This is a genomic window from Candidatus Thiosymbion oneisti (assembly GCF_004359955.1).
GTDB lineage: Bacteria > Pseudomonadota > Gammaproteobacteria > Chromatiales > Chromatiaceae > Thiosymbion > Thiosymbion oneisti.
The window spans coordinates 1-19,701 of the sequence record NZ_SMSC01000019.1 but is presented as its reverse complement, the minus strand read 5'-3'; the positions used below and the strand labels follow the sequence as shown (position 1 = coordinate 19,701).

General features: G+C 58.3%; 18 protein-coding genes. 3 read left to right on the top strand and 15 right to left on the bottom strand.

The window, feature by feature from the left end; all coding sequences use genetic code 11:
- Positions 1-506: 506 nt before the first annotated feature.
- The 11 genes from gcvPB to gcvT all read right to left on the bottom strand — a co-directional run bounded on the left by gcvPB (position 507) and on the right by gcvT (position 9,789).
- A complete protein-coding gene (gcvPB, locus tag E1958_RS12250) occupies positions 507-1,982 on the bottom strand; it encodes an aminomethyl-transferring glycine dehydrogenase subunit GcvPB (protein ID WP_133512131.1) in 1,476 nt (491 codons plus the stop codon).
- A gap of 27 nt (positions 1,983-2,009) precedes the next feature.
- Entirely contained in the window at positions 2,010-2,921 is a 912-nt protein-coding gene (locus E1958_RS12245) for a Bpu10I family restriction endonuclease (protein WP_133512130.1), read from the bottom strand.
- Positions 2,921-4,126, bottom strand: a complete 1,206-nt coding sequence (locus E1958_RS12240) for a DNA methyltransferase (protein WP_208108595.1) — start codon at positions 4,124-4,126, stop codon at positions 2,921-2,923. Before E1958_RS12240 ends, E1958_RS12245 begins: the two co-directional genes overlap by 1 nt.
- Positions 4,127-4,338: 212 nt before the next feature.
- Positions 4,339-4,839 carry a thiol peroxidase gene (tpx, locus tag E1958_RS12235; protein WP_133512128.1) on the bottom strand — a complete coding sequence of 167 codons (501 nt, stop codon included), beginning with the start codon at positions 4,837-4,839 and terminating at the stop codon, positions 4,339-4,341.
- Positions 4,840-5,044: 205 nt separating this feature from the next.
- A complete protein-coding gene (locus E1958_RS12230) occupies positions 5,045-5,251 on the bottom strand; it encodes a type II toxin-antitoxin system HicB family antitoxin (protein ID WP_133512127.1) in 207 nt (68 codons plus the stop codon).
- An 8-nt stretch (positions 5,252-5,259) separates the two neighbouring features.
- Complete coding sequence (locus E1958_RS20915) at positions 5,260-5,790, bottom strand: type II toxin-antitoxin system HicB family antitoxin (protein ID WP_208108594.1); 531 nt, start codon at positions 5,788-5,790, stop codon at positions 5,260-5,262.
- Positions 5,791-5,810: 20 nt separating this feature from the next.
- Complete coding sequence (locus E1958_RS22030) at positions 5,811-6,014, bottom strand: YgiT-type zinc finger protein (protein ID WP_424945082.1); 204 nt, start codon at positions 6,012-6,014, stop codon at positions 5,811-5,813.
- A 5-nt stretch (positions 6,015-6,019) separates the two neighbouring features.
- Complete coding sequence (locus E1958_RS22025) at positions 6,020-6,199, bottom strand: DUF4258 domain-containing protein (RefSeq protein ID WP_369406462.1); 180 nt, start codon at positions 6,197-6,199, stop codon at positions 6,020-6,022.
- Between the two features lie 409 nt (positions 6,200-6,608).
- Positions 6,609-8,006, bottom strand: coding sequence for an aminomethyl-transferring glycine dehydrogenase subunit GcvPA (gene gcvPA, locus E1958_RS12205; protein ID WP_133512125.1), 1,398 nt, complete (start codon positions 8,004-8,006; stop codon positions 6,609-6,611).
- 251 nt (positions 8,007-8,257) lie between these two features.
- Positions 8,258-8,653, bottom strand: coding sequence for a glycine cleavage system protein GcvH (gene gcvH / locus E1958_RS12200; RefSeq protein WP_133512124.1), 396 nt, complete (start codon positions 8,651-8,653; stop codon positions 8,258-8,260).
- A 44-nt stretch (positions 8,654-8,697) separates the two neighbouring features.
- Positions 8,698-9,789 carry a glycine cleavage system aminomethyltransferase GcvT gene (gene gcvT, locus E1958_RS12195; RefSeq protein ID WP_133512123.1) on the bottom strand — a complete coding sequence of 364 codons (1,092 nt, stop codon included), beginning with the start codon at positions 9,787-9,789 and terminating at the stop codon, positions 8,698-8,700.
- 342 nt (positions 9,790-10,131) lie between these two features.
- Here gcvT and E1958_RS12190 point away from each other — a divergent pair, with 342 nt between their 5' ends.
- Positions 10,132-11,916: a L,D-transpeptidase family protein gene (locus tag E1958_RS12190; RefSeq protein WP_166664645.1), complete on the top strand. Its 1,785-nt coding sequence runs from the start codon at positions 10,132-10,134 to the stop codon at positions 11,914-11,916.
- Between the two features lie 152 nt (positions 11,917-12,068).
- The gene (locus tag E1958_RS12185) at positions 12,069-13,019 is read left to right on the top strand and encodes a hypothetical protein (RefSeq protein ID WP_133512121.1); all 951 of its coding nucleotides are present in this window, start codon (positions 12,069-12,071) and stop codon (positions 13,017-13,019) included.
- An 85-nt stretch (positions 13,020-13,104) separates the two neighbouring features.
- Here E1958_RS12185 and E1958_RS20910 read toward each other — a convergent pair whose 3' ends face one another.
- The 3 genes from E1958_RS20910 to E1958_RS20900 are packed head-to-tail and all read right to left on the bottom strand — an operon-like array spanning position 13,105 to position 16,203.
- Positions 13,105-13,704, bottom strand: coding sequence for a hypothetical protein (locus E1958_RS20910; RefSeq protein WP_207787962.1), 600 nt, complete (start codon positions 13,702-13,704; stop codon positions 13,105-13,107).
- A 60-nt stretch (positions 13,705-13,764) separates the two neighbouring features.
- Positions 13,765-16,041, bottom strand: a complete 2,277-nt coding sequence (locus E1958_RS20905; RefSeq protein ID WP_279381430.1) for a COR domain-containing protein — start codon at positions 16,039-16,041, stop codon at positions 13,765-13,767.
- 9 nt (positions 16,042-16,050) lie between these two features.
- On the bottom strand, positions 16,051-16,203 hold the full coding sequence (locus tag E1958_RS20900) for a hypothetical protein (RefSeq protein ID WP_207787964.1): 153 nt from the start codon (positions 16,201-16,203) through the stop codon (positions 16,051-16,053).
- 806 nt (positions 16,204-17,009) lie between these two features.
- Between E1958_RS20900 and E1958_RS12175 the strand changes: the two genes are divergently transcribed.
- Positions 17,010-18,107 carry an asparaginase gene (locus E1958_RS12175; RefSeq protein ID WP_165742378.1) on the top strand — a complete coding sequence of 366 codons (1,098 nt, stop codon included), beginning with the start codon at positions 17,010-17,012 and terminating at the stop codon, positions 18,105-18,107.
- Positions 18,108-18,412: 305 nt separating this feature from the next.
- Here E1958_RS12175 and E1958_RS12170 read toward each other — a convergent pair whose 3' ends face one another.
- A complete protein-coding gene (locus E1958_RS12170) occupies positions 18,413-18,679 on the bottom strand; it encodes a CCDC90 family protein (protein WP_133512119.1) in 267 nt (88 codons plus the stop codon).
- Positions 18,680-19,701: the final 1,022 nt, after the last annotated feature.

The following is a 19,701-nucleotide window of genomic DNA, read 5'->3' as shown; positions in this document are numbered from 1 at the left end:
TCGAGAAAACCTACCCTGAATGCCTTCCCCCTCCGCCCGCCAGTCAGGGAAATTGATCTAGCGCAGCTAAAAGCCACGTATCTAAATCCCCTCTCTAGGGAGCTTCGCCGACCAAGGTCGGGTGTCTTCCATGATTGTGAGCAGTCCGAAATCCATGTGGAGCCTTGATCAACCCAACACTCCGCAGTCAGGGCACCCTTCTTCCTGAATGTCCGCTGAATCCGATACCATCCTCAATTATAGTATAGCCTAATCTTTGCGAGGGCCGAAACGGAAAAGACGCGGAAAAGACGCTTAAGGATAAAGATCCTCCCATCTTCAAGCACACAACTGCTTTGACAAATGGAGCGAGGCGGAAACTGCGTTTTTACTTCGCGTCTTAGAAATTGCCGGGGAAGCAATTTTTCAAGGCCCCTAACTAGTACCTAGTTTCGACCGATGTTGCAAGTTCATAGTACCTGCTGGCTCACACGCTCCAGTACGGGGACTAGCAATATCGAGCGAAACTACGTACTAGAATTGCACCCAATTGCGCCGGGTGTCCACGCCAGATCCAAGTGCCGGGCGGCACCTACTTCGTCCAGGCGGCGGACCGGCATCCGGTGGGGTGCTCCCTTGACCAGGTCCGGTTGCTCCCGCGCCTCCGTTCGGATCTTTACCAGGGCCGCCACGAAACCGTCCAGCTCCTCCCAGGTCTCGCTCTCCGTGGGCTCGATCAGCAGGCACTCGGGAACCAACAGCGGGAAATAGGTGGTCGGGGCATGGAATCCATAGTCCAGCAGGCGCTTGGCAAAGTCCATGGCACCGATCCCCAGCTCTTTAGCCTCCCGCTGCAGGGTGATGATCAGCTCGTGGCCGGCACGACGCCTCCCGTAAGCGGGCTCGAAGCCGGCCTCGGTCAGGCGCTTGAAGAGATAGTTAGCGTTGAGGGTGGCAATTTCGGCCACCCGTTGCATCCCCTGGGCACCGAGCATACGGGCGTAAATAAAGGCCCGCAGCAAGATGCCCATATTGCCGCCGAAGGCCGTGAGGCGACCGATGCTGTCCGGGCGCGCCGTCTCGTCGAGCCAGGCATAATCGGTACCGTCACGGGCCACCAGGGGCACCGGCAGATAGGGCTCCAGGCGTTCCGACACCCCGACCGGACCGGCGCCCGGACCGCCGCCGCCGTGAGGGGTAGAAAAGGTCTTGTGGAGGTTGATGTGGATCACGTCGAAGCCCATGTCGCCGGGGCGTACCTTGCCCAGGATGGCGTTGAGATTGGCCCCGTCGTAATAGAGCAGGCCACCAACGGCATGCACTCTAGCGGCGATCTCCCGGATGTTGCGATCGAACAGGCCCAGGGTGCTGGGATTGGTGAGCATGATGCCGGCGGTGCGGGGACCGACGGCATTACGCAAAGCGGCGATATCCAGGTCACCGTCGTTCCCGGTGGGGATCTCCTTGACCTGGTAGCCGCACATGACCGCCGAAGCCGGGTTGGTCCCGTGGGCCGCATCGGGAATTAGAATCTCGCGGCGTGCAGCGTCCCCTCTGGCCCGATGATAGGCGCGGATCATAGCCACGCCGGCGAATTCACCCTGGGCGCCGGCGGCCGGTGCCAGGGAGACCGCATGCATGCCGGAGACCTCCTTGAGGATCTCCTGCAGCTCGTACAGACAGGCCATGACGCCCTGGCCGTGACTGGTGGGGGCCAGCGGGTGACGCCCCAGAAAACCCGGCAGCGAGGCCAGGCTGTTGCAGGCCCTGGGGTTGTACTTCATGGTGCAGGAGCCCAGGGGATAGAAGTGGGTATCGATGGAGAAGTTCCGCTGCGACAGCCGGGTGTAGTGACGCACGACCTGAAGCTCGGAGACCTCCGGCAGATCGGGCCGCCGCTTGCGGCGCAGACGTTCCGGTAGGTCGTCCGGCACCAGGGCCGGCGCGAGCGGTGCCTGAGCGCCGGCACGGCGTCCGGGGCGTGATTGGTCGTGGATGAGCATGGATGGATGGCCGCGGAAATTCACGTGTTAGAAATAGCCTTCGTTCAGCACGTTTCCTTCTTCCGGATCTTGGTCGTTCAGAACACCCTCTATATGAGACACAAGGCGTGCGAACACGTACGTAGAGAATGGATTCTCGATGAGGTATCCAGCATATTCCTCACGAACTTGTTGCCGGCTTTCGTATGTTGCGTAGTGGCGCCTTACCTGAGAACCAACTCTTTTTGCTTTTCGAAGAAGCAATACTTCATCAATATCGGTTGGTGCAGTGCTGATTGGAGTCATATCGAGCCATTCGCAAAGAAGATAATATTTCGCTCCTGGTACTGCCGTCTTTACATCATGTGCAGTCGCTGATGCCTCCTGAAACATTGTTTTATCAAGATTCGTTTTGCATTCTGCGCATATATAGCCAAGATATGTTTCTCTGCCTAAGACATGCTCATTAAATCCCGGATCATATGATGTTTGTATAAAGAGCTTTCGTGCAATAGTGAAGTCCTGATCCTTTGTTTGTATATGGAGCCCACCTCCACTTTCACGCCGCGTTAGGGTGGACGTAAAATATGCGGAAGAAAAACAAGATTGAGGGCCTAAATGCATTTCTTCGCCAAGATTCGGCAGAGATTTAGCGATCAGGTGAGGTAGAAATTCTTCGATTACTGTATTATCAAGTTTTAACTGACCCTTTTGCCGATACAGAAAATCACTCTCACTATCGAATATGGTATCGAGGTCGATAAACCGCTTGTATCCAGAGAGTAAGGAAACTAAATGATCAATCATAACCAACTGCTCTCCTTCGGCGTCAGTCATTTCCCGTATCCATTCGTGATATTTTTCTATCGCGTAGTCTATCCTCTCCTTGTCATCGACAGGGAGCTTGTCGTTGTCAAGCAGCGCATTAAGCTTATCCAGGTGCGGAGTCGGTAATGCCATTATTCTTTTGCCTGTGACGGTACAAATTGCGGAGAAGGCTTTATATCCTGGACACGTGAGATTGCATCTTCGAGAGATTCGTGCTTATCTTCCGGCACGGTCTTCCGCGCATCCGAGAGCACCTCTTCCCCAATTCTTCGGGCATGACTAATGACAAGAGAAGACTCAGGCTGAATTACGCCCTTCGGAATGAAGTGCAGTATATCTTCTTTGATAATGTTACCAAATTTGTTCTGGAACTGTCGTTCTTGCCGTAGAGCCGTTCGCATACCAATAACTTCTTCAGCAAGTCGGCGTAAAATAGCGCCATTGAAAAAGGCGGTTTTATGAACATTCGATTCTCGGCCTACAACAAAAATAATTCTTCCACTATCACGACAAACTCTTACCAACTCGGAAAGGGATTGGCTCATGTCGATGCAATATTGAACAACCGTTAAAAACCGGTTCTGCCGGAACTTTCGGTTTGCGCCAATTTCTGACTTTGCTGATACGAGCGGCTTCCAACCCAGCATTTCGACTGAAGAACGGTAATTGTGATGGTAATTGAACACGTTAATATAAGGCGGAGAAGTAAGAACGAAATCGATAACACTATCGTCCAGTGGTAAATATCTTGCGTCTCCTAGTGTTACAGAAACAGTTTTTCCGGATTGTGGCAAGGATTCGACAAGGGAACGCAGCTCATTCCATTTTGACCAAAAGAATTCTGCCGAAATGCTTTTGTCTCTTAAATCTAGTTTTACGATCAAGGCTTCAATCAAGGTTCTGACGTCCCGATTATCCAGTTTAGTTAAACTAGAAATAAGTGGCGTGATAGATACGTCATCGTTAGAATCCGCACCTATTGGTTCAAATAGAGGAAGCCCCAAAGGAATATATGTTGATAAGTAACTGTCTGTGCTGGAAATCAAGGAAAGGCGTTCCCTTCTGTTGTAAACAGTGAACGTGTAAACTTTAGCCAATAATTCTGCGGCAGGATTTACTTCGTACCCAAATGCTTCGTGACCTAAATGAGCAGACTCTACCAGCACTGTTCCGCTACCGACAAATGGGTCTAGAACCACATCATCCTTATGGGCGTAGCTTGCAAGGATAGCGTGGGCGAATTGGGGCGAAAATTGCCCGCGCCAAGTAAGGAGATTGGCTCGCCTTTTGTCGTCAATATCCAGATAGGTTCTATCCAAGGGTCGGTCGAACGGCATAGACTCATCCGAAAAAGAGGTCTTTTCCTCTCTACAAATAATACATTCCGTCATCTATGAACCTTTTGAACCTCTAACGCACCGATTGAGGGAGGTAGGATGCGGTAAGCCGCCAGGGACGGCGGCGAACCGCATCATATCGACCACGAAAGTCACGCAAGGACAAACATGAAGGTTCGTGTCCTTTCGTGCCGTTCGCGGTTCGAGGAAAATCAGCCCAGAGCAGCCAGGGCGGCGTCGTAATCCGGCTCTTGGGTGATCTCGGGGACCAGCTGGGTATAGAGGACCTTGTTGTCCTTATCCAGGACCACCACGGCACGGGCGGTGATGCCCGCCAGGGGGCCGTCATCCATCAGCACGCCATAATCCTTGCCGAACTTACGCGAGCGCATGATGGACAGATTAACCACGTTGTCGATGCCCTCGGCCTTGCAGAAGCGGTCGGAGGCGAAGGGCAGATCGGCCGAGATGACCAGGGCGACGGCATCGCGCTTGCCGGCCATAGTCTCATTGAATTTCTTAGTAGAGGTAGCACACACTTCGGTGTCCAGGCTGGGTACGATGTTGAGCAACTTCTTCTTGCCGGTATAGTCGGACAGGGTCTTGTCGCTCAGATCACCGGCGACCAGCTTGAAATCCGGGGCGGTCGAGCCGACAGCGGGCAAGTCGCCGGCGAGCTTGACGGGGGTTCCTTTGAGGGCGGTTTTAGCCATGGGGATGCTCCTATTTGGCTTGTCGGATGGTTGTGGTTTATTGATTCTTCAGGAATAAGGTGCTTTGGTCTTAACTGCCTTCTGAAGAATTCAGCCGCAAATGAACGCGAATGAACGCAAATGAAATCACTGCTTAAATTTGCGTCTATTTGCGTTCATTTGCGGCAAAAAATAAAATCAGTGTACTTAGTTTCTAGACAACTTCTTAGGCATGTACCGGAACACTGAACATGGTAACCAACGGATGCCTCGAAGAGGGAAGAGGAAACTCCGACAGATAAAGCGCTGTGGCCTCTTGCAAGTTCGCGATAGCCTCTTCGACTGTTTCGCCTTGGGTGGTCGTACCTGTTTCCGGGTTCAAGGCGACGTAGCCACCCTCTTCAGCAGGGGTGAGGACCGCAGTCAGTTCCATAGTAGCCTCTAGGGTAAGCGTATGGGCTTCTTGCAAAACTCAAAGATTAGCCCGAAGGCGGGCTCAGGATGCCTCTTCTTACTTGTTCTCGAACATCTTCCAATCGATTCCAAGTTGTCGTTGCTGTCCGTATTGTTCCAGCTTGAGATCGCGACTGCCAATCCGGTAACGACGTAAACCCGCTGTGTTATCCGGATTGAACCATTACGATGAGAACCACCGCCCTTGCGCGGTAACTCATAACACTCAAAGCAACCAGTTTTCGGTAAGCGCGTATAGGGCATCTTGCAAAAACTCGCAGTTGCCACCAGCGTTTCAAGCCAAACAGAACCACTTGTGTCAGGAAGCTGTAAGCTGGCAGGTAAAGAACGCCCCAAATCCCGATAGGCTTCAATCACTGCCAGAAGGGCATCTTGAACGTTAGCTAAAACTTCCTCAACGGTATCTCCTTCCGTGACTAATTCCGGTAATATCGGTGAAGTAACGGTAAATCCACCTTCCGACTGCGGATCTAAAACCAAGGGGATTTTATAAAGCATTTGAGAACTCCGAACCTTTTCTATGTCACTCTTGCGAGCTTGAGTGTTTGTTCCTCTACGACCTTGACAAGGGCTTGCATGGAATCGACTTCTGTTGCTTCGAAATAGGATTCACCACATTGGGAGCATAACCATGCCGGAACCTCATCCAGGCTGACATGAATTCCTTTCCTGTCAATGTGGAACGGCACCGTACTTTGTTTCATTTCAGCGTGGCAGTACATACATTTCATTTTCTTCTCCGAGACTTGAAATCATTAATCCATTGATCCGACCTGGGAATGTAAGCAGTGATGATTGCCAGATATTCGTCTTTTGGAGAGCAGACTATGTGTAACGCCCGGTTGTTCTCACCATACCCACCTATAAGACAGCTATGGCCTCTTACATCTTCTGGATAATCTTCAATATGATATTCAAGGCGTTCAAAAATCGCACTTTGCGGTCGTCGTCATGAAAAGCATTGAGTATGGGATTTTTCAAGGTCCCCTTAAGGTGCTTTGCTATATGATCGCCTCTTCACTTAGCTCTTTTATCAGCTCATCATGAGAAATCGTAGGCTCATCCCGTCTTTCAGCAATAGCTACCAGATCTTCTATGTCGTAAAGCAATTCCTCAAAATCGGAGATTAGGAAGAATGACGGACTTTTTTTCGCCTTTTTCGTCCGTGATATATTTTGGATGCAGCGCTCTAATGTTTAACATATTTTCCACCTCTCTGCCTTGTCACATAACGCCACATTTCGGCTTGGCAATACATGTATTTCATCGCCATATCACGATGAGACACCTAACGGATACGCCCAACTACTAGCCATTCACAGCCTTGGCGCAATCGGACAAGGGGTCTGATTACGGGTGGCAATGATACGTGCGAGCTTCCCGGCGTATGCCGTCATCTCTTCCTCGCTGCGCATCTCGGTAGCACACACGAGCAGCGCGGGATCGAGCTCGGGATAGTGTGGCCCTAGATCGAATCCGCCGAGGATATTGTGCGCGGCCAGAGCGCGCAACAGATCCGCCGTAGGAGCGGGAAGCCGCAGGGCCTTTTCATGGAAGACGGGTCGATCGAACAAGGGCTCGACACCAGGTATCTCGCACAGCAGGTCACTGAGCCTTGCGGTGTTGGCATGGCATGCGCTTGCTACCCGCTCCAACCCCTCGGCACCCAACAGGGCCATGTGGATGGTGGCGGCGGTTACCAGCAGCCCCTGGTTGGTGCAGATGTTCGAGGTCGCTTTGGAGCGGCGGATGTGTTGCTCGCGGGCCTGCAGGGTCAGGGTAAAGCCGGGTTTGCCTTCCTGGTCCAGGGTGCGCCCGGCGATGCGTCCGGGGAGCTGTCGCACCAGGGCCTGTCGGCAGCAGAGAAAACCGGCATAGGGACCGCCGGAGGCCAGCGGCATCCCCAAGGGCTGGGCCTCGCCGCAGGCGATATCCGCACCCTGCTCGCCCCACTCCCCCGGCGGTGACAACAGGGCCAGGGCCACGGGGTTGACCACGCCTATCGCTAGGCTATTGCGCCGGTGGGCCCAGTCGGTGAGGGTGTCGACCTCTTCCAGGACCCCGAAGCAGTTGGGCTGGTTGATCACCAGCGCCGTGCACTCCGGGCTTGCGAAGGCTTCGAGCTGCTCTAGGGTCGTGTGTCCGCCGGTGCGGTCGAAGGGGACCTCTATCAGCTCGATGTCCTGTTGGCCGACGATGGTGCGCAGGGTACGGCGGTAGGCGGGGTGCAGCGCCTCGGGAACCAGCACCCGGTGCGGTTTGCGATTGCGATTGCAGCGCACCGCCATGAGCACCGCTTCCGCCAAGGCCGAGGCACCATCGTAGAGGGAGGCGTTGGAGACGTCCAGACCGGTCAGGGCGGTCATCATGGACTGAAACTCATAGAGTACCTGCAAAGTCCCCTGGCTCGCCTCCGCCTGATAGGGGGTGTAGGCACTGTAGAACTCGCCGCGGGTGGCAATCTGCCACACCGCCGCCGGGATGTGGTGCTCGTAGGCACCGGCACCGATAAAGCACAGGGGCTGGCCGTCCTCTCGGCTGCGCTGCTGCATCAGGCGGCCGATCTCCAGCTCCGAAAGGGCCGGGGGGAGGTCGGGAAGACCGGTTGCCATGAGGTCCGGGGGAATCTCGTCGAACAGGTCGTCGATCCGCTCGACGCCGATGACCGCCAGCATGGCGGCCACCTCTTCTTGGGTGTGGGGGATGAAGGGCATGGAATCCTCGGTCCCTTAGCGCCAGTGCAACAGTGCCGAAGTACCGATAACCTCGGTTCGACTCTTACATTGGGAATTCCTTTTTGCCGCAAATGAACGCGAATCAACGCAAATCGGTCGCAATCGGCTCACCATCATCGACAGTCCTTGACCCGGTTGCATTTATTTGCGTCCATTTGCGTTAATTTGCGGCTAACGCTTCTGTGAAGATTCCGTTCGCTCAATGTTATCGGTGATTGAGAGCATTCGTACTAGCCTTCCTCCTCCACCAGGCTCCGGTACTCGGTCGCGTCCAGCAGGCCATCTAATTGTGAAGTATCGGATAGCCGCAGCTTGAATAGCCAACCCGCACCGTAGGGGTCGTCGTTGATGGTCTCCGGAGCATCGCCCAGGACCGTATTGACTTCCGTCACCTCGCCGTCGAGCGGGCTGTAGATATCGGAGGCCGCCTTGACCGACTCGACAAGGGCGCAGGCCTCCCCGGCGGTGACCCGGCGTCCCACTTCCGGCAGCTCGACGAACACCAGGTCGCCCAACTCGTCCTGGGCATGGTCCGTAATGCCGACCGTCACGGTGCCGTCACCCTTGTCCCGTACCCACTCGTGTTCTTTGGTGTATTTGAGGTCATCAGGTGTATTGGTCGTCATGCTCCGTTCCCTATCTTGGTGGTCGAGTGCCCGATCTTACCCCATCACAGGTCGATGCGCGGTTTTCCGTTGCGCACGAACGGCGGCTTCACCACCCGTGCCGGCACGGCTTTGTCGTGGATCAGCACCCGGCATTCCTCGCCGCTGCCCGGCGCAATCCGGGCGAAGGCGATGGACCGCTGCAAGGTGGGCGCAAATCCGCCGGAGGTGACCTCTCCCACCGGCTTACCATCCCTGAGCACCGCCTGCTGCCGGCGCAGCACACCGCGACCGGTCAGCAGCAGGCCTACGCAGCGCCGCAGTCCGCCGCGCTCACGCTGGACCTCGAGGGCACTGCGGCCGATGAAATCCCGCTCGGCAGGCTCCCAGGCGACGGTCCAGGCAAGTCCGCTCTCGAGGGGACTTACGGCTTCGTCCATGTCTTGACCGGAGAGGTTCAGGCCTGCCTCCAGGCGCAAGGTATCTCGAGCACCGAGGCCACAGGGCGCGACCTCGGCACCCTTCAGACCCCGCCACAGGGCGGGGACCTCGTCGGCAGGACAGATGAGTTCGAGGCCATCTTCTCCCGTGTAGCCCGTGCGGCTGATGAACCAGTCGCCTTGCTCGGCGGCGACGAAGGGTTTCAGCGCCAGCGACCGTTCGCGCAACGCCGCGGGGATCAGGGCGACCGCCTTGGCCCGGGCGTTCGGTCCCTGGACCGCGATCATGGCCAGATCTCGCCGCGGCCGAATAGCGATAGCCATACCCACTGCCTGGTCCCGAATCCAGGCCAGGTCCTTCTCGGCGGTAGCAGCATTGACCACCAGGCGGTAACGGCTGGGGGCGCGGAAATAGAGGATCAGGTCGTCGATGACGCCGCCCTGCCGGTTGAGCATACAGCTGTAGAGGGCCTGTCCGGGAACCCGGAGCCGCGCCGGGTCGTTGGCGATCAAGCGACCCAGAAAGGCCGACGCCCCGCTCCCCTCGAGGTCGATGATTCGCATGTGCGAGACATCGAACATGCCGGCATCCAGGCGCACCTGGTGGTGTTCCCGGACTTGGGAGCCGTAGTGCAAGGGCATGTCCCAACCCCCGAAGGGCACGATGCGGGCGCCTAGGGCCCTATGCTCGTCAAACAGCGGGGTTTTGTATCCCATGTGGCGCTTCCAGATTCCAGTCGCCAGCAGTCTAGTTGGGGTGATGGAGAAAGCCCAACATTCTTTCAATCCACAGACTATGCAGATTTTCACAGAGTTTCGTTTTCGACCAGTGAAAATCTGCCTAATCTGCGGATAGAGCGAGCAAAACCGGAACCCTAGGATGGGCTCTACCCACCGAGAAATCCATACGTGTTTGCCCTGATATTGAGGTGATACCGCGTGGACCTGGGGCTAGAATTTGCTATCCTTTTTGAGTCATACCAAGATTAGCAATCGAAACGGGCCATTTATGCTCCAGCATGGATGGGACAAAATTATAACGCACGTGAGGATATGGATATGCCGCCGAAACGCCCCCTCGGGGTGATCTTTCTATCCTGGTTGCTCCTCCTGCCACTCGCTGGTATCGCCGGCACCGGCGACAGTGTGCGGGCGCGTTTGGAGCAGCTGCGGGACGACGGCAAACCGACCGTTGCGGGAGCACCCCTCGTATCCGTGGGGCTTCTCGACGACTTTTACCGCCGGCGCAACGATCGCTCCGTGTGGCACAGCAGCCGACAGGTCGATGACCTGTTGCGCTTGGTGGAACACAGCATCGATGAGGGCTTCCAACCGAGCGATTTTCATGCCGGAGAGATCGTCGCCACCGCGCGAGGTCGGGCCCCCTCGGATCTATCCGCCGCCACACGTGCGGACCTAGAGATCCTCCTAAGCGACAGCCTGCTGCGTCTGATCCATCACTACCGTCACGGTAAGATCGACCCGCGCCGTTTGGGTAAGCATCGGAATCACGGGCAGGGAGCCTCCGCGCATGACCTGATAGACGACCTGGAGCGGGTGATCCGCGCGGAGGATCTGCAGGTCGCAGTCGAGGGCCTGGCCTCCCGGCCACGCTTTTATAAGCGGCTGCAGCAGGGGCTGGTACGCTATCGCCGGATCGCCGCCGCCGGCGGCTGGCCGCAGATCCCGGCGGGTCGCTCGCTCAGGCCCTTCATGCGTGACTCCCGCGTGCCCATCATTCGCGAGCGCCTGCGGGCGACGGGCGACTTCACCGGTGCCGCCTCCAATAGCCCGCTCTACGATCAGGCCCTCAAGACCGCGGTGCTTGCGTTCCAGAGACGCCACCGGCTCGGGGCCGACGCCACCGTGGGTCCGACGACCCGAGCGGCTATGAACGTCTCCGTTACAAAGCGGGTGAACCAGATCCGCATCAACCTGGAGCGTATGCGATGGATCTCCGACGGGCTTCCCGACGACTTCTTGCTGGTGAACATCCCGGAACAGCGCGTCAAGCTCTTCCGTGATGGGCGGCCGGTCTGGAGCTCACGGGTTATCGTCGGGCGCCGCGACCGGCCCACCCCGGCGTTCCGGGATCAGATGGAGTACCTCGAGATCAACCCCAGCTGGACCATCCCCCCCACCATCCTGAAGAAGGATATCCTGCCCGTCGTGCGCAGGAATCCGGGGTACCTGAAACGAAGAGGTCTGCAAGTGGTCACCCGCAGCGGCAAGCCCGTCTCGCCCAGGTCCGTCAACTGGAAGGTGTCCCCCGCGAGCTTTCCCTATCTGATTCGGCAGCCGCCCGGCACCCGGAATGCCCTGGGCCAGGTCAAATTTATGTTTCCTAACCAGCATTCCGTTTACCTGCACGATACCCCCAGCCGTAGCCTCTTCAAGAGGGCCAGACGCCTGTATAGCTCTGGTTGTGTGCGCGTCGAGCATCCTTGGAAGCTCGCGGAGCTGCTTCTGGATGATCCCAAACGCTGGAACCGGACCCGGTTCAAGAAGATCGTTGCCTCGAAGCAGACCCGTCTGGTACATCTCAAGGAGCCCCTGGCGATCGTCCTGGCCTATTGGACGGTGGAAGGGGATGCGGACGACAAGGTCCTATTTTGGAAAGATATCTACACCTGGGACCCCGCCATGCTCAAGGCCCTGGATAGGCGCAGTCAACCACGCATCCTGCGTCACAGGCCGGTACCGCCCGAACCGGCGACCCCCGCTCCACCGGAGGAGCCAGAGGCCGCCGAGCCGCCGCCGGTGTGGAGACCCACGATCAAGACCCTGTTCGACTTCCCCCCGCTCGATTTAACCCCCAGTGAAGGACCACTGGACGTGCACTGACGCGCAGGGAAGCGCCTAAAGATCCCTCGCTCCGTTCGGGACAAGCTCCTCTCTGGCTCCCACGTTCCAGCGTGGGAGCAAGTCCAGACGCTCCAGCGTCGAAACCTTGGCCGCTGGAGCGGCCACACTTGCGTTCCCACACTGGAGAGATTGTGAAAGTATTCGTTGCTGGTCGTCGCGAGCGTAAGCTGGCGGTCGAGTCAGTTGCGAGGGGCCAACCTTCACGGCAAGACGTTACAAACAAGGCCAAGCCCGTAGCCAGGCCGCCCTCCTGCCGCCACAAGAAACAGTTGGAAAGCCAGCTGAAGCAGATTGAACGTGATCTGGAAGCCGACACCCCGTGCCTTGATGCCAACGACGCGCCGGAAAACCCGGCCGGTGACCGGTTGGGTGAAGCCCCCGCGCTTGCCGACAAGCTGGCCGCCCTCAAGGAACGCCAAGCGCGCCAGCAGGCACAACTTAAACAGCTGGCGGACCGTAGTGAAACCCAACTGTCGCGCACCGATCCCGATGCGCGGGCCTTGAGCAAAGGCAACCAGCACGTCACCGGCGACAACGTACAAAACCGCGTTGATAGCAAACACCAACACGAAGTGACCAACGCCGGGAATGATCAAAACCAGTTGAGCGGTCAATGGCTGGGTGCCATGGCCGCCCTATCGGTCAATAAACTGACCGTTGTGGCCGACAGCGGTTACTACAGCGAGACACAACTTGCTGCCTGCCAAGCCGCCAACGCGACTGTCTACGTCCCGATCCCGGACAAGCACAAGGCCGTCAATGCCCAAGAACGCCTCCGTGGCGAGCACTTTCATTACCACCGTACCCTTGATGGCTACACCGGCCCCACTGGCGAGATTCTGCGGCCACGCGGCAGCGCCCACAAGCAAAATGGTATCTGGCGGATCTGTTTTTATTGTCTCTTTCTATTCTTCCAACCGGTCGCGCGTTGGCTGACGTTCAGCGGCCAGACGCGGCCGATCAAGCGCCTTGGCCTGGTTTTTCGCGCTGCTGAGGCCGAGGCGTGCACACCGTGGCTCCGCGTGCGAATACTTTCACAGTCTCCGGAGCCTGGGGAGCCAGCCGAAAATCAATGCCAGTAGAAAATCAATAGGTTAGTTTTTAGGCAGCCTCTAAGGCATCCCGGCGGGATGCGGCCATTCCTGGCCTATCCCGCCCTACGGGGGATCAATATTCGATTTCGAACCGCGGATGTACCCACAGGAACTCCTGCCGCTTGTTCTGTACCCGCACCAGACCGCCAAAGCCGGGGTCCTGCGCCTTCAGCCACGTCTGGAGCTGCCGCAACACCGCGCCGCGGGCCGCGATCGCCTCGCCCTGCTCCGGATCCGGCGCATCACCATACCCCGGCCAATCGGCTATCCGTTCCCCGATCTTGAGTACCGCCTCGAAGGTCTTTTGGCCCAGATCCAACTGCCCTTCGATTGCCTTGTAAGCCGCCTCGTCCAGGACCAGTTTGGTGGCCGACGCGGCCACGGGGACCACCAGGCCCAGAGTGCCCGTCAATAGTTTCAGGAAGGGCGCCGATTTCACGAGCCACTGGCGCGGCAGGTCCAGGTCGTATACGCCCTGCTTGCTGTCCGCGCCATTCAGCGCCGGCAGCGGCAGTCGGGAATGTTCGCACCATAGGGTCACCCGGAACTTGGCACTGACCCACCTGGGTCTGTCCCAGAAGCCGGGCTCCACCGGCTCCAGGCTGAACAGCCGCGGACCCTCCTTCGCCTCATCCACCAGTGTCCGCATCAGGCCAGCGTAGGCGGCCTCCACCTTGCTCAGCAGCTCCCGATTGGTCGCGTCCAGGCGGTCGAAACGCCCGATGATTTGGGCCTATTGCGTGCCTTGTTGCCGATATATGGCCTGTAACCTCCGCATTATCTCCCCGGAATTGGTGAGCAGTTCATCGAGCGGATTCGGACGGGCGGCGGGGGCGTTGCGCAGCAGTTGTTCGATATTCTGCCATTCGTTGCAGACGATGCACGGCTGCTCGGGTCGGTTGCGCCCCTTGTTCTCGATCAGCTGACCGACCTCGAATAGACCCTTGCAGGGCTGGCCGTCTTCGCGGATCGTCAGGCAGGGCACGGTCACCTCGCACCGCAGGCCCTTCCAGAAGCTCTCTACCAGCCACTTCACCTCATAGGTCAGCGCCGCCAGGAAGCGTTCCGGGTAGGGCGACCGCACCCTGATCCGCACGTCGTCGCCCATGTGCTCCAGGAAGGCCCGTGCCCCGGTATCGTCCTCCAGGACCAGGCCGCGCTGCCAATGGACGCTGGCCTTATGGTCGGTACGGCCCAGGGAGTATTTGTGCAGGCGCACGATCAATTGGTAAAAGAGCCCCTCGGCCGTGGCCGACTGGCCCTTGGCCGTATCCAGAATCCGGCAGATCTGTAGCTGCTGTTGGTCCCCGGCGGCCGGATTCTGGGGCCAGTGGGGACCCAGCTCGGGGCGCACGTCCGGCACCAGTTGCCCAATCAGGCTGGTATCCTCCGTTTCATCAGCGACCCGATAGGACAGATCGAAGCGCTCCATCAAACGCAGGAAGATCCGATGCAGTCGCTCCGGGTAGCGGTCCTCTGGTGGCCGGTCCGGGTCCTTCCATAATTGGCCCAGCCGGGCGAAACTCACCAGGCCATAGGTCTGCTTACGGGTCTGCTCGTCGTCCAACACAAAGCTGATCGCCGTCGCCAGCCAGTCCGGCTTGAGTATCACCAGATCCCGCAAGATCGGGTCGTGCTCATAGTGGATCAGATCCCCCAGCCGGTGGCAGATGCGTAGCAAGAGCCGGGCGTCTTCCCGCCCGATTCCCTGTTCCCGGCAGAGCTCGAACACCCGCTCCAGGGGCAGATAGGCCTCCTCGCTCGTGCGCAATTGCTCGCGCACCGCCTGCCAGTGCTTGGGGAAGGTGCGGCCCATCTCCGGCAGACCGGCGGCGACCCGCGCGATGGCCTGCTTCAGCTCCGCAATCCCCCGACACGCCTGGGTCCCGGGGTCGGGCCTGCTGTCTATGTGGAAGAACTCGATCACCATTTCCTTGCCGAACCGGTCCCAGAACGCCTGGCGGTCGATATCCGGCTGCCGCTCCTTGGGGCCGCCGTGGGTGGCGACCACCAGGATCCTGGCCTCCGGTGCCCGGCGTCGTATCAGCTCGATCCACTCCTCCACGAATCCCTGTTGGGGGCCTTCCCGGGGCTTCCACACCACCAGATAGAGGGCCGGATCGCTGAAAAACAACTGATGCGTGGGCCGATAGACCCGCTGCCCGCCGAAATCCCAGCCGTTGAGCCGGATCTGGGTGCCGGTCTCGGGATCGGTCACTTGCACCGGCTTGATCTCGATCCCGTGGGTCGTAGGACGGCCCTCTTCCCAGGGATCGCCGCGCAAGGCACTGAGCAGGCAGCTCTTCCCCACCTCGCCCTCGCCGATCAGGATCAGCTTGGCCTCGTTCAGCACCACCTGCGCCGCGGCCTGCGCCCGCAGATACTGCTTGACGGCATCCAGTCCCTCATCGACGGCCGCCGCCAGCTCGGGATGGAACCGATTGGATCCGACCCTCAATCTTTCGAGCCTATCCAACCGGATCAGTGACGCCGGCAGTGTCGTCAGTCGGTTTCCGGAGAGGTACAGCTGCCGTAACTGGGTGAGCTGGCCCAGAGCTTCCGGCAGTGTTGTCAGTTGGTTCCCGGAGAGATCCAACCACTGTAACTGCATGAGCCGGCCCAGCGACTCCGGTAGCGCTGTCAGCTGGTTCCCGGAAAGGCTCAGTATCTGTAACTGGGTGAGCTGGCCCAGTGACGCCGGCAGTGCTGTCAGTCGGTTCCTGGAGAGGTCCAGCCGCCATAACTGGGTGAGCCAGATCAGCGACTCCGGCAGCGTTGTCAGTTGGTTCCTGGAGAGGCCCAGCCCCTGTAACTGCGTGAGCTGGCCCAGGGATTCCGGCAGTGCCGTCAGTCGGTTCCCGGAGAGGTCCAGCCGCCGTAACTGGGTGAACCGGCTCAGGGATTCCGGCAGTGTCGTCAGTCGGTTCCCGGAGAGGAACAGCGCTCGTAACTGGGTGAGCTGGCCTAGCCATTCCGGCAGTGCCGTCAGTTGGTTCCAGGAGAGGTCCAGCGACTCTAATCAGGTGAGCCGGCTCAGTGACTCCGGTAGTTCGGTAAGCCACAGCGAGTCCTCGGCACCGTGGTCAAGGCTCAGATCGAGTCTGGTCGCCCAGGTGCGGAGTGCCGCTTCGATCTTGCGTTCCGCATTGCGGTAAGCAGCCCCATGTGCCATGGTCGGTTCCTCTCGCGTCGGGAAGGTGTCGCAAAAAGGGTGGCGTCAACCGCCAATCCGTGAAATTTTAAACCACAGAGGACACAGCGAACGCAGAGAAAAGAATCGGCCAATTCTCTGCGTTCTCTGTGTCCTCTGTGGTTCGATCATGATTCTTGCGACACCCTCATCAGGAGGGTGTCGCAAAAGCCCCGCTCCCGGTCTCTGGTTCCCACGCAGCGCCTGGGAACGAGAAAACTAAGCCTGACTGATGACCATTTGGAGCGGCAACTCGGTATTCAGGTTTTACCCGATAGCCAGAAGGGCCAACGAAATATCGGTAGTCCCGGGAGCCGACAGGATGTCGGCGGTCCCAGGGCCGGCTGGGACCGCCGTCTTTCAGACGGCTTACGGACCCCATCACCAGCTGGCGGCAACGCTCAGAGCAGACGCCTTCCGGGCCGCACCGGATAACGCTGGACAGCCGGCAGGTTTGATTCCCGTGTATACGAATGCTGGACACCGGCCTGATGCTCTCCGCGGCGCGGAGCAACCAGCTTCCCACGCAGCGCGTGGGAACGAGAAAGACCGCGTCGGGCCTCACCTTTTACGACACCCTCATCAGGGGGGTGTCGCAAAAAGGGTGGCGCCAACTGCCAATCCGTGAAATTTTTAAACCACAGAGGACACGGAGAAAACAGAGAATTTTCTCCGTGTTTTCTCTGTGTTCTCTGTATCTCTGTGGTGCAAAAACGCAAATTCGGAATCAATTCAATTTGCGTCCATTTGCGTTTATTTGCGGCTAAAAAATGTCAACAGGACCTAATATGTCAACACGTCCTAAGATCTGTCTCATCTACACCGGCGGTACCATCGGCATGATCCGGGAGCCCAAGGGCGAGGGATATATCCTGCGTCCCCCGGAAGATCCGAGCGAGTTTCTGCGTTATCTCAAGACGGAGGAGGAGATCCGGGAGCTCGCCGAGCTGGATTGCGTGGCGCTGTTGAACAAGGACAGCACCAACATGGTGCCCGCGGACTGGACAAGAATGGCCCAGGCCATCTACCAGCGTCTGGACCGGGGCTACCAGGGCTTTGTGATTACCCACGGCACGGACACCATGCACTTTTCCGCGTCCGCTCTGGCCTTTGCCTTCGGAGACCGGCTGAATCTGCCCATTGTCTTCACCGGCGCCCAGACCATCCCCGCGGTCGTCCACGGGGACGCCCGGGTCAATCTGCTGCGGGCGGTCAAGGTCGCCTGTGAGGATCTGGCGGAGGTGGTGGTGGCCTTCGGTGAATCCGTCTTTCGCGGCTGCCGGGTGCAAAAGAAGGACGCGCGGCGCTTTGATGCCTTCGAGTCCCCGGCGGAATCCCCGATCGGCTCGATCACCGAGGAGATCCTGTTGGCGACCGGACGGGTGCGGATGCGCCGCAGCCGATCGGGGCCACTGGAATTTCACCCCGGGTTCGCGGACGGCGTGGTCCAGTTCTCATTGATCCCCGGCCTGGAACCCGAGGCCCTGCGCCCGGTCCTCCACAGCGATCGCTGCAAGGGGGTCATCCTCCAATCCTTCGGCGCCGGCAATGTGCCCAACGCGGGGAGCTACTCCTTCAGGGGATTCATTCGAGAGGCCGTCAGTCTCGACAAGCCAGTGGTCATCACCAGCCAGCTCCCTGCTACCTCCACCCTCGCTTCCCCCTATGCACCCGGCCGGGAGGCCCTGGAGGCCGGCGCCATCCCTAGCGGCGACATGACCAACGCGGCGGCGACTACCAAGCTCCGCTGGGTCCTGCACCAGATACAATCGGCCATCGATAGCGGCAGTCTGGCGCCCACGGATAGGCTGGCACGGGTCAGGGAAATGATGGGCAAGGTCTATGTCGGGGAGATGACACCCAGCGATGCGCCGAGGGGAAATTGACGCCTCCGCCCTGTGAAATCTGGTAGTCGTCAAATTTTAGGTGGTTCAGTTGGGCGACGGCTGGTTTCAATTTGTCATTTCGAGCGCAGCGAGAAATCCTTGTCTCGACGGAGGAGGGATCTTATGCCTAAACAATCCCATTAGGATGAATCCTCAATGGAAAGACTTGCGTATGGGTTGGTTTTGAAGATCCCTCGCTAGGCTCGGGATGACAGGTCCGGTTGAGATGAAAAGGATCAGGCAGACTTCACGACTCAAAATTCAACCACTACCTGAAATCTTTACGGCGGTTGGCCGAGTGTGGACTAAAAATAGGCCTTTAGGACGAGCGAGGCAACACCGGCCAGCAGCACTCCGATCATCCAGCGATTGAGACGGAGCTCACCGTCCACACGCTCGAAACCTGCATCTAGCTTGGCTTCCAACCGCTCGATATCGAGTCTTGTGGCTACTTCCGCTTCTTGCTGAGCTTCCGAAAAGGCACCGACCACCGCTTCGGCCTGCCGCGACTCGAATCCGGCCGCCTCCAGCCTGCGGATGAATTTGTGCGTATCGAAAGTTACAGTTGTCATAGGGCGAAGAATGAAGAACGTCCGCAAAAGCGTCAATGTCCTGCGCGGGAGACATTCACGTCAGGGTGGAAAATCAGCCCCAAAGCCCGTAGCCGGAATCATCGGCGGGATGCGCCGTCCCTGGCTTCTCCCGCCCTACGGGCTCATGAGATGAGGGGCTGGTCGTCCGATGGATGGCGCGGAGCGGAGTGATTTGAATCACAAGGACGTATTAATCTTCCCAAAGTGGTAGTGGTTAATATTTAAATGATTTGTTGGGCACGCCACCGTCCCTGGCGGTTTTGCCCAACCTACGAGCTCCGCCCCTCTCCCACCGGGAGAGGGCCGGGGAGAGGTGATCAAACAAGAAATGGAGAGTGGCTGGTGAACCTCCTCTAGGCTACCACTTAAAAATTTACCACTACCCCAAGAACAACTTGAGGAATTCCACCAGTTCCCATGCTTCCGGTAGGGTGGGCTGTGCCCACCGACGATCCACCCGGCATCAATGAGACTGCGTCTTCTGGCCGCCGGACAGCCCAGGTCGGATTGAGTATGGGAAAAACGAGCGGGTCGCTTCGATGAGGCCATAGCGTTGCCCGCGAGGGGCATGGGCGTCTCGCCCGCAATCCGCAGTCGATCTCGCCACGGCGGAGGAATAGCATTCCCTGCCTGCCGCGGACAGGTCAGACCCCGGCGGGCTATCGGTTAATGCTTAAGTGATGCCGGTTGGGCAAAGCCTGTAAGATGGACGTAGGATGTGGTGAGCGCCGGGAGCGGAGCGACCGGCGCGAACCGCATCGATTGGTAAGGGACAGGGGACAGTTGCCGCACTCGTTCCCAGGCTCCAGAGACTGTGAAAGAATTCGCCTGCACATCTGCGCCCTGGGTTTCTGCGCATCGGAGAAGCGCAGAAATCGTGTCCAGGCGCTCGATCGGCGGCGTCTGGCCACTGACTGCCGGAACCCGCGCTTGCGCTTGCCATGAACGGAAATAGCCAATAAAAAGTGAGACTTAGGTCTCATCCGGCCAGTTGCGCGACG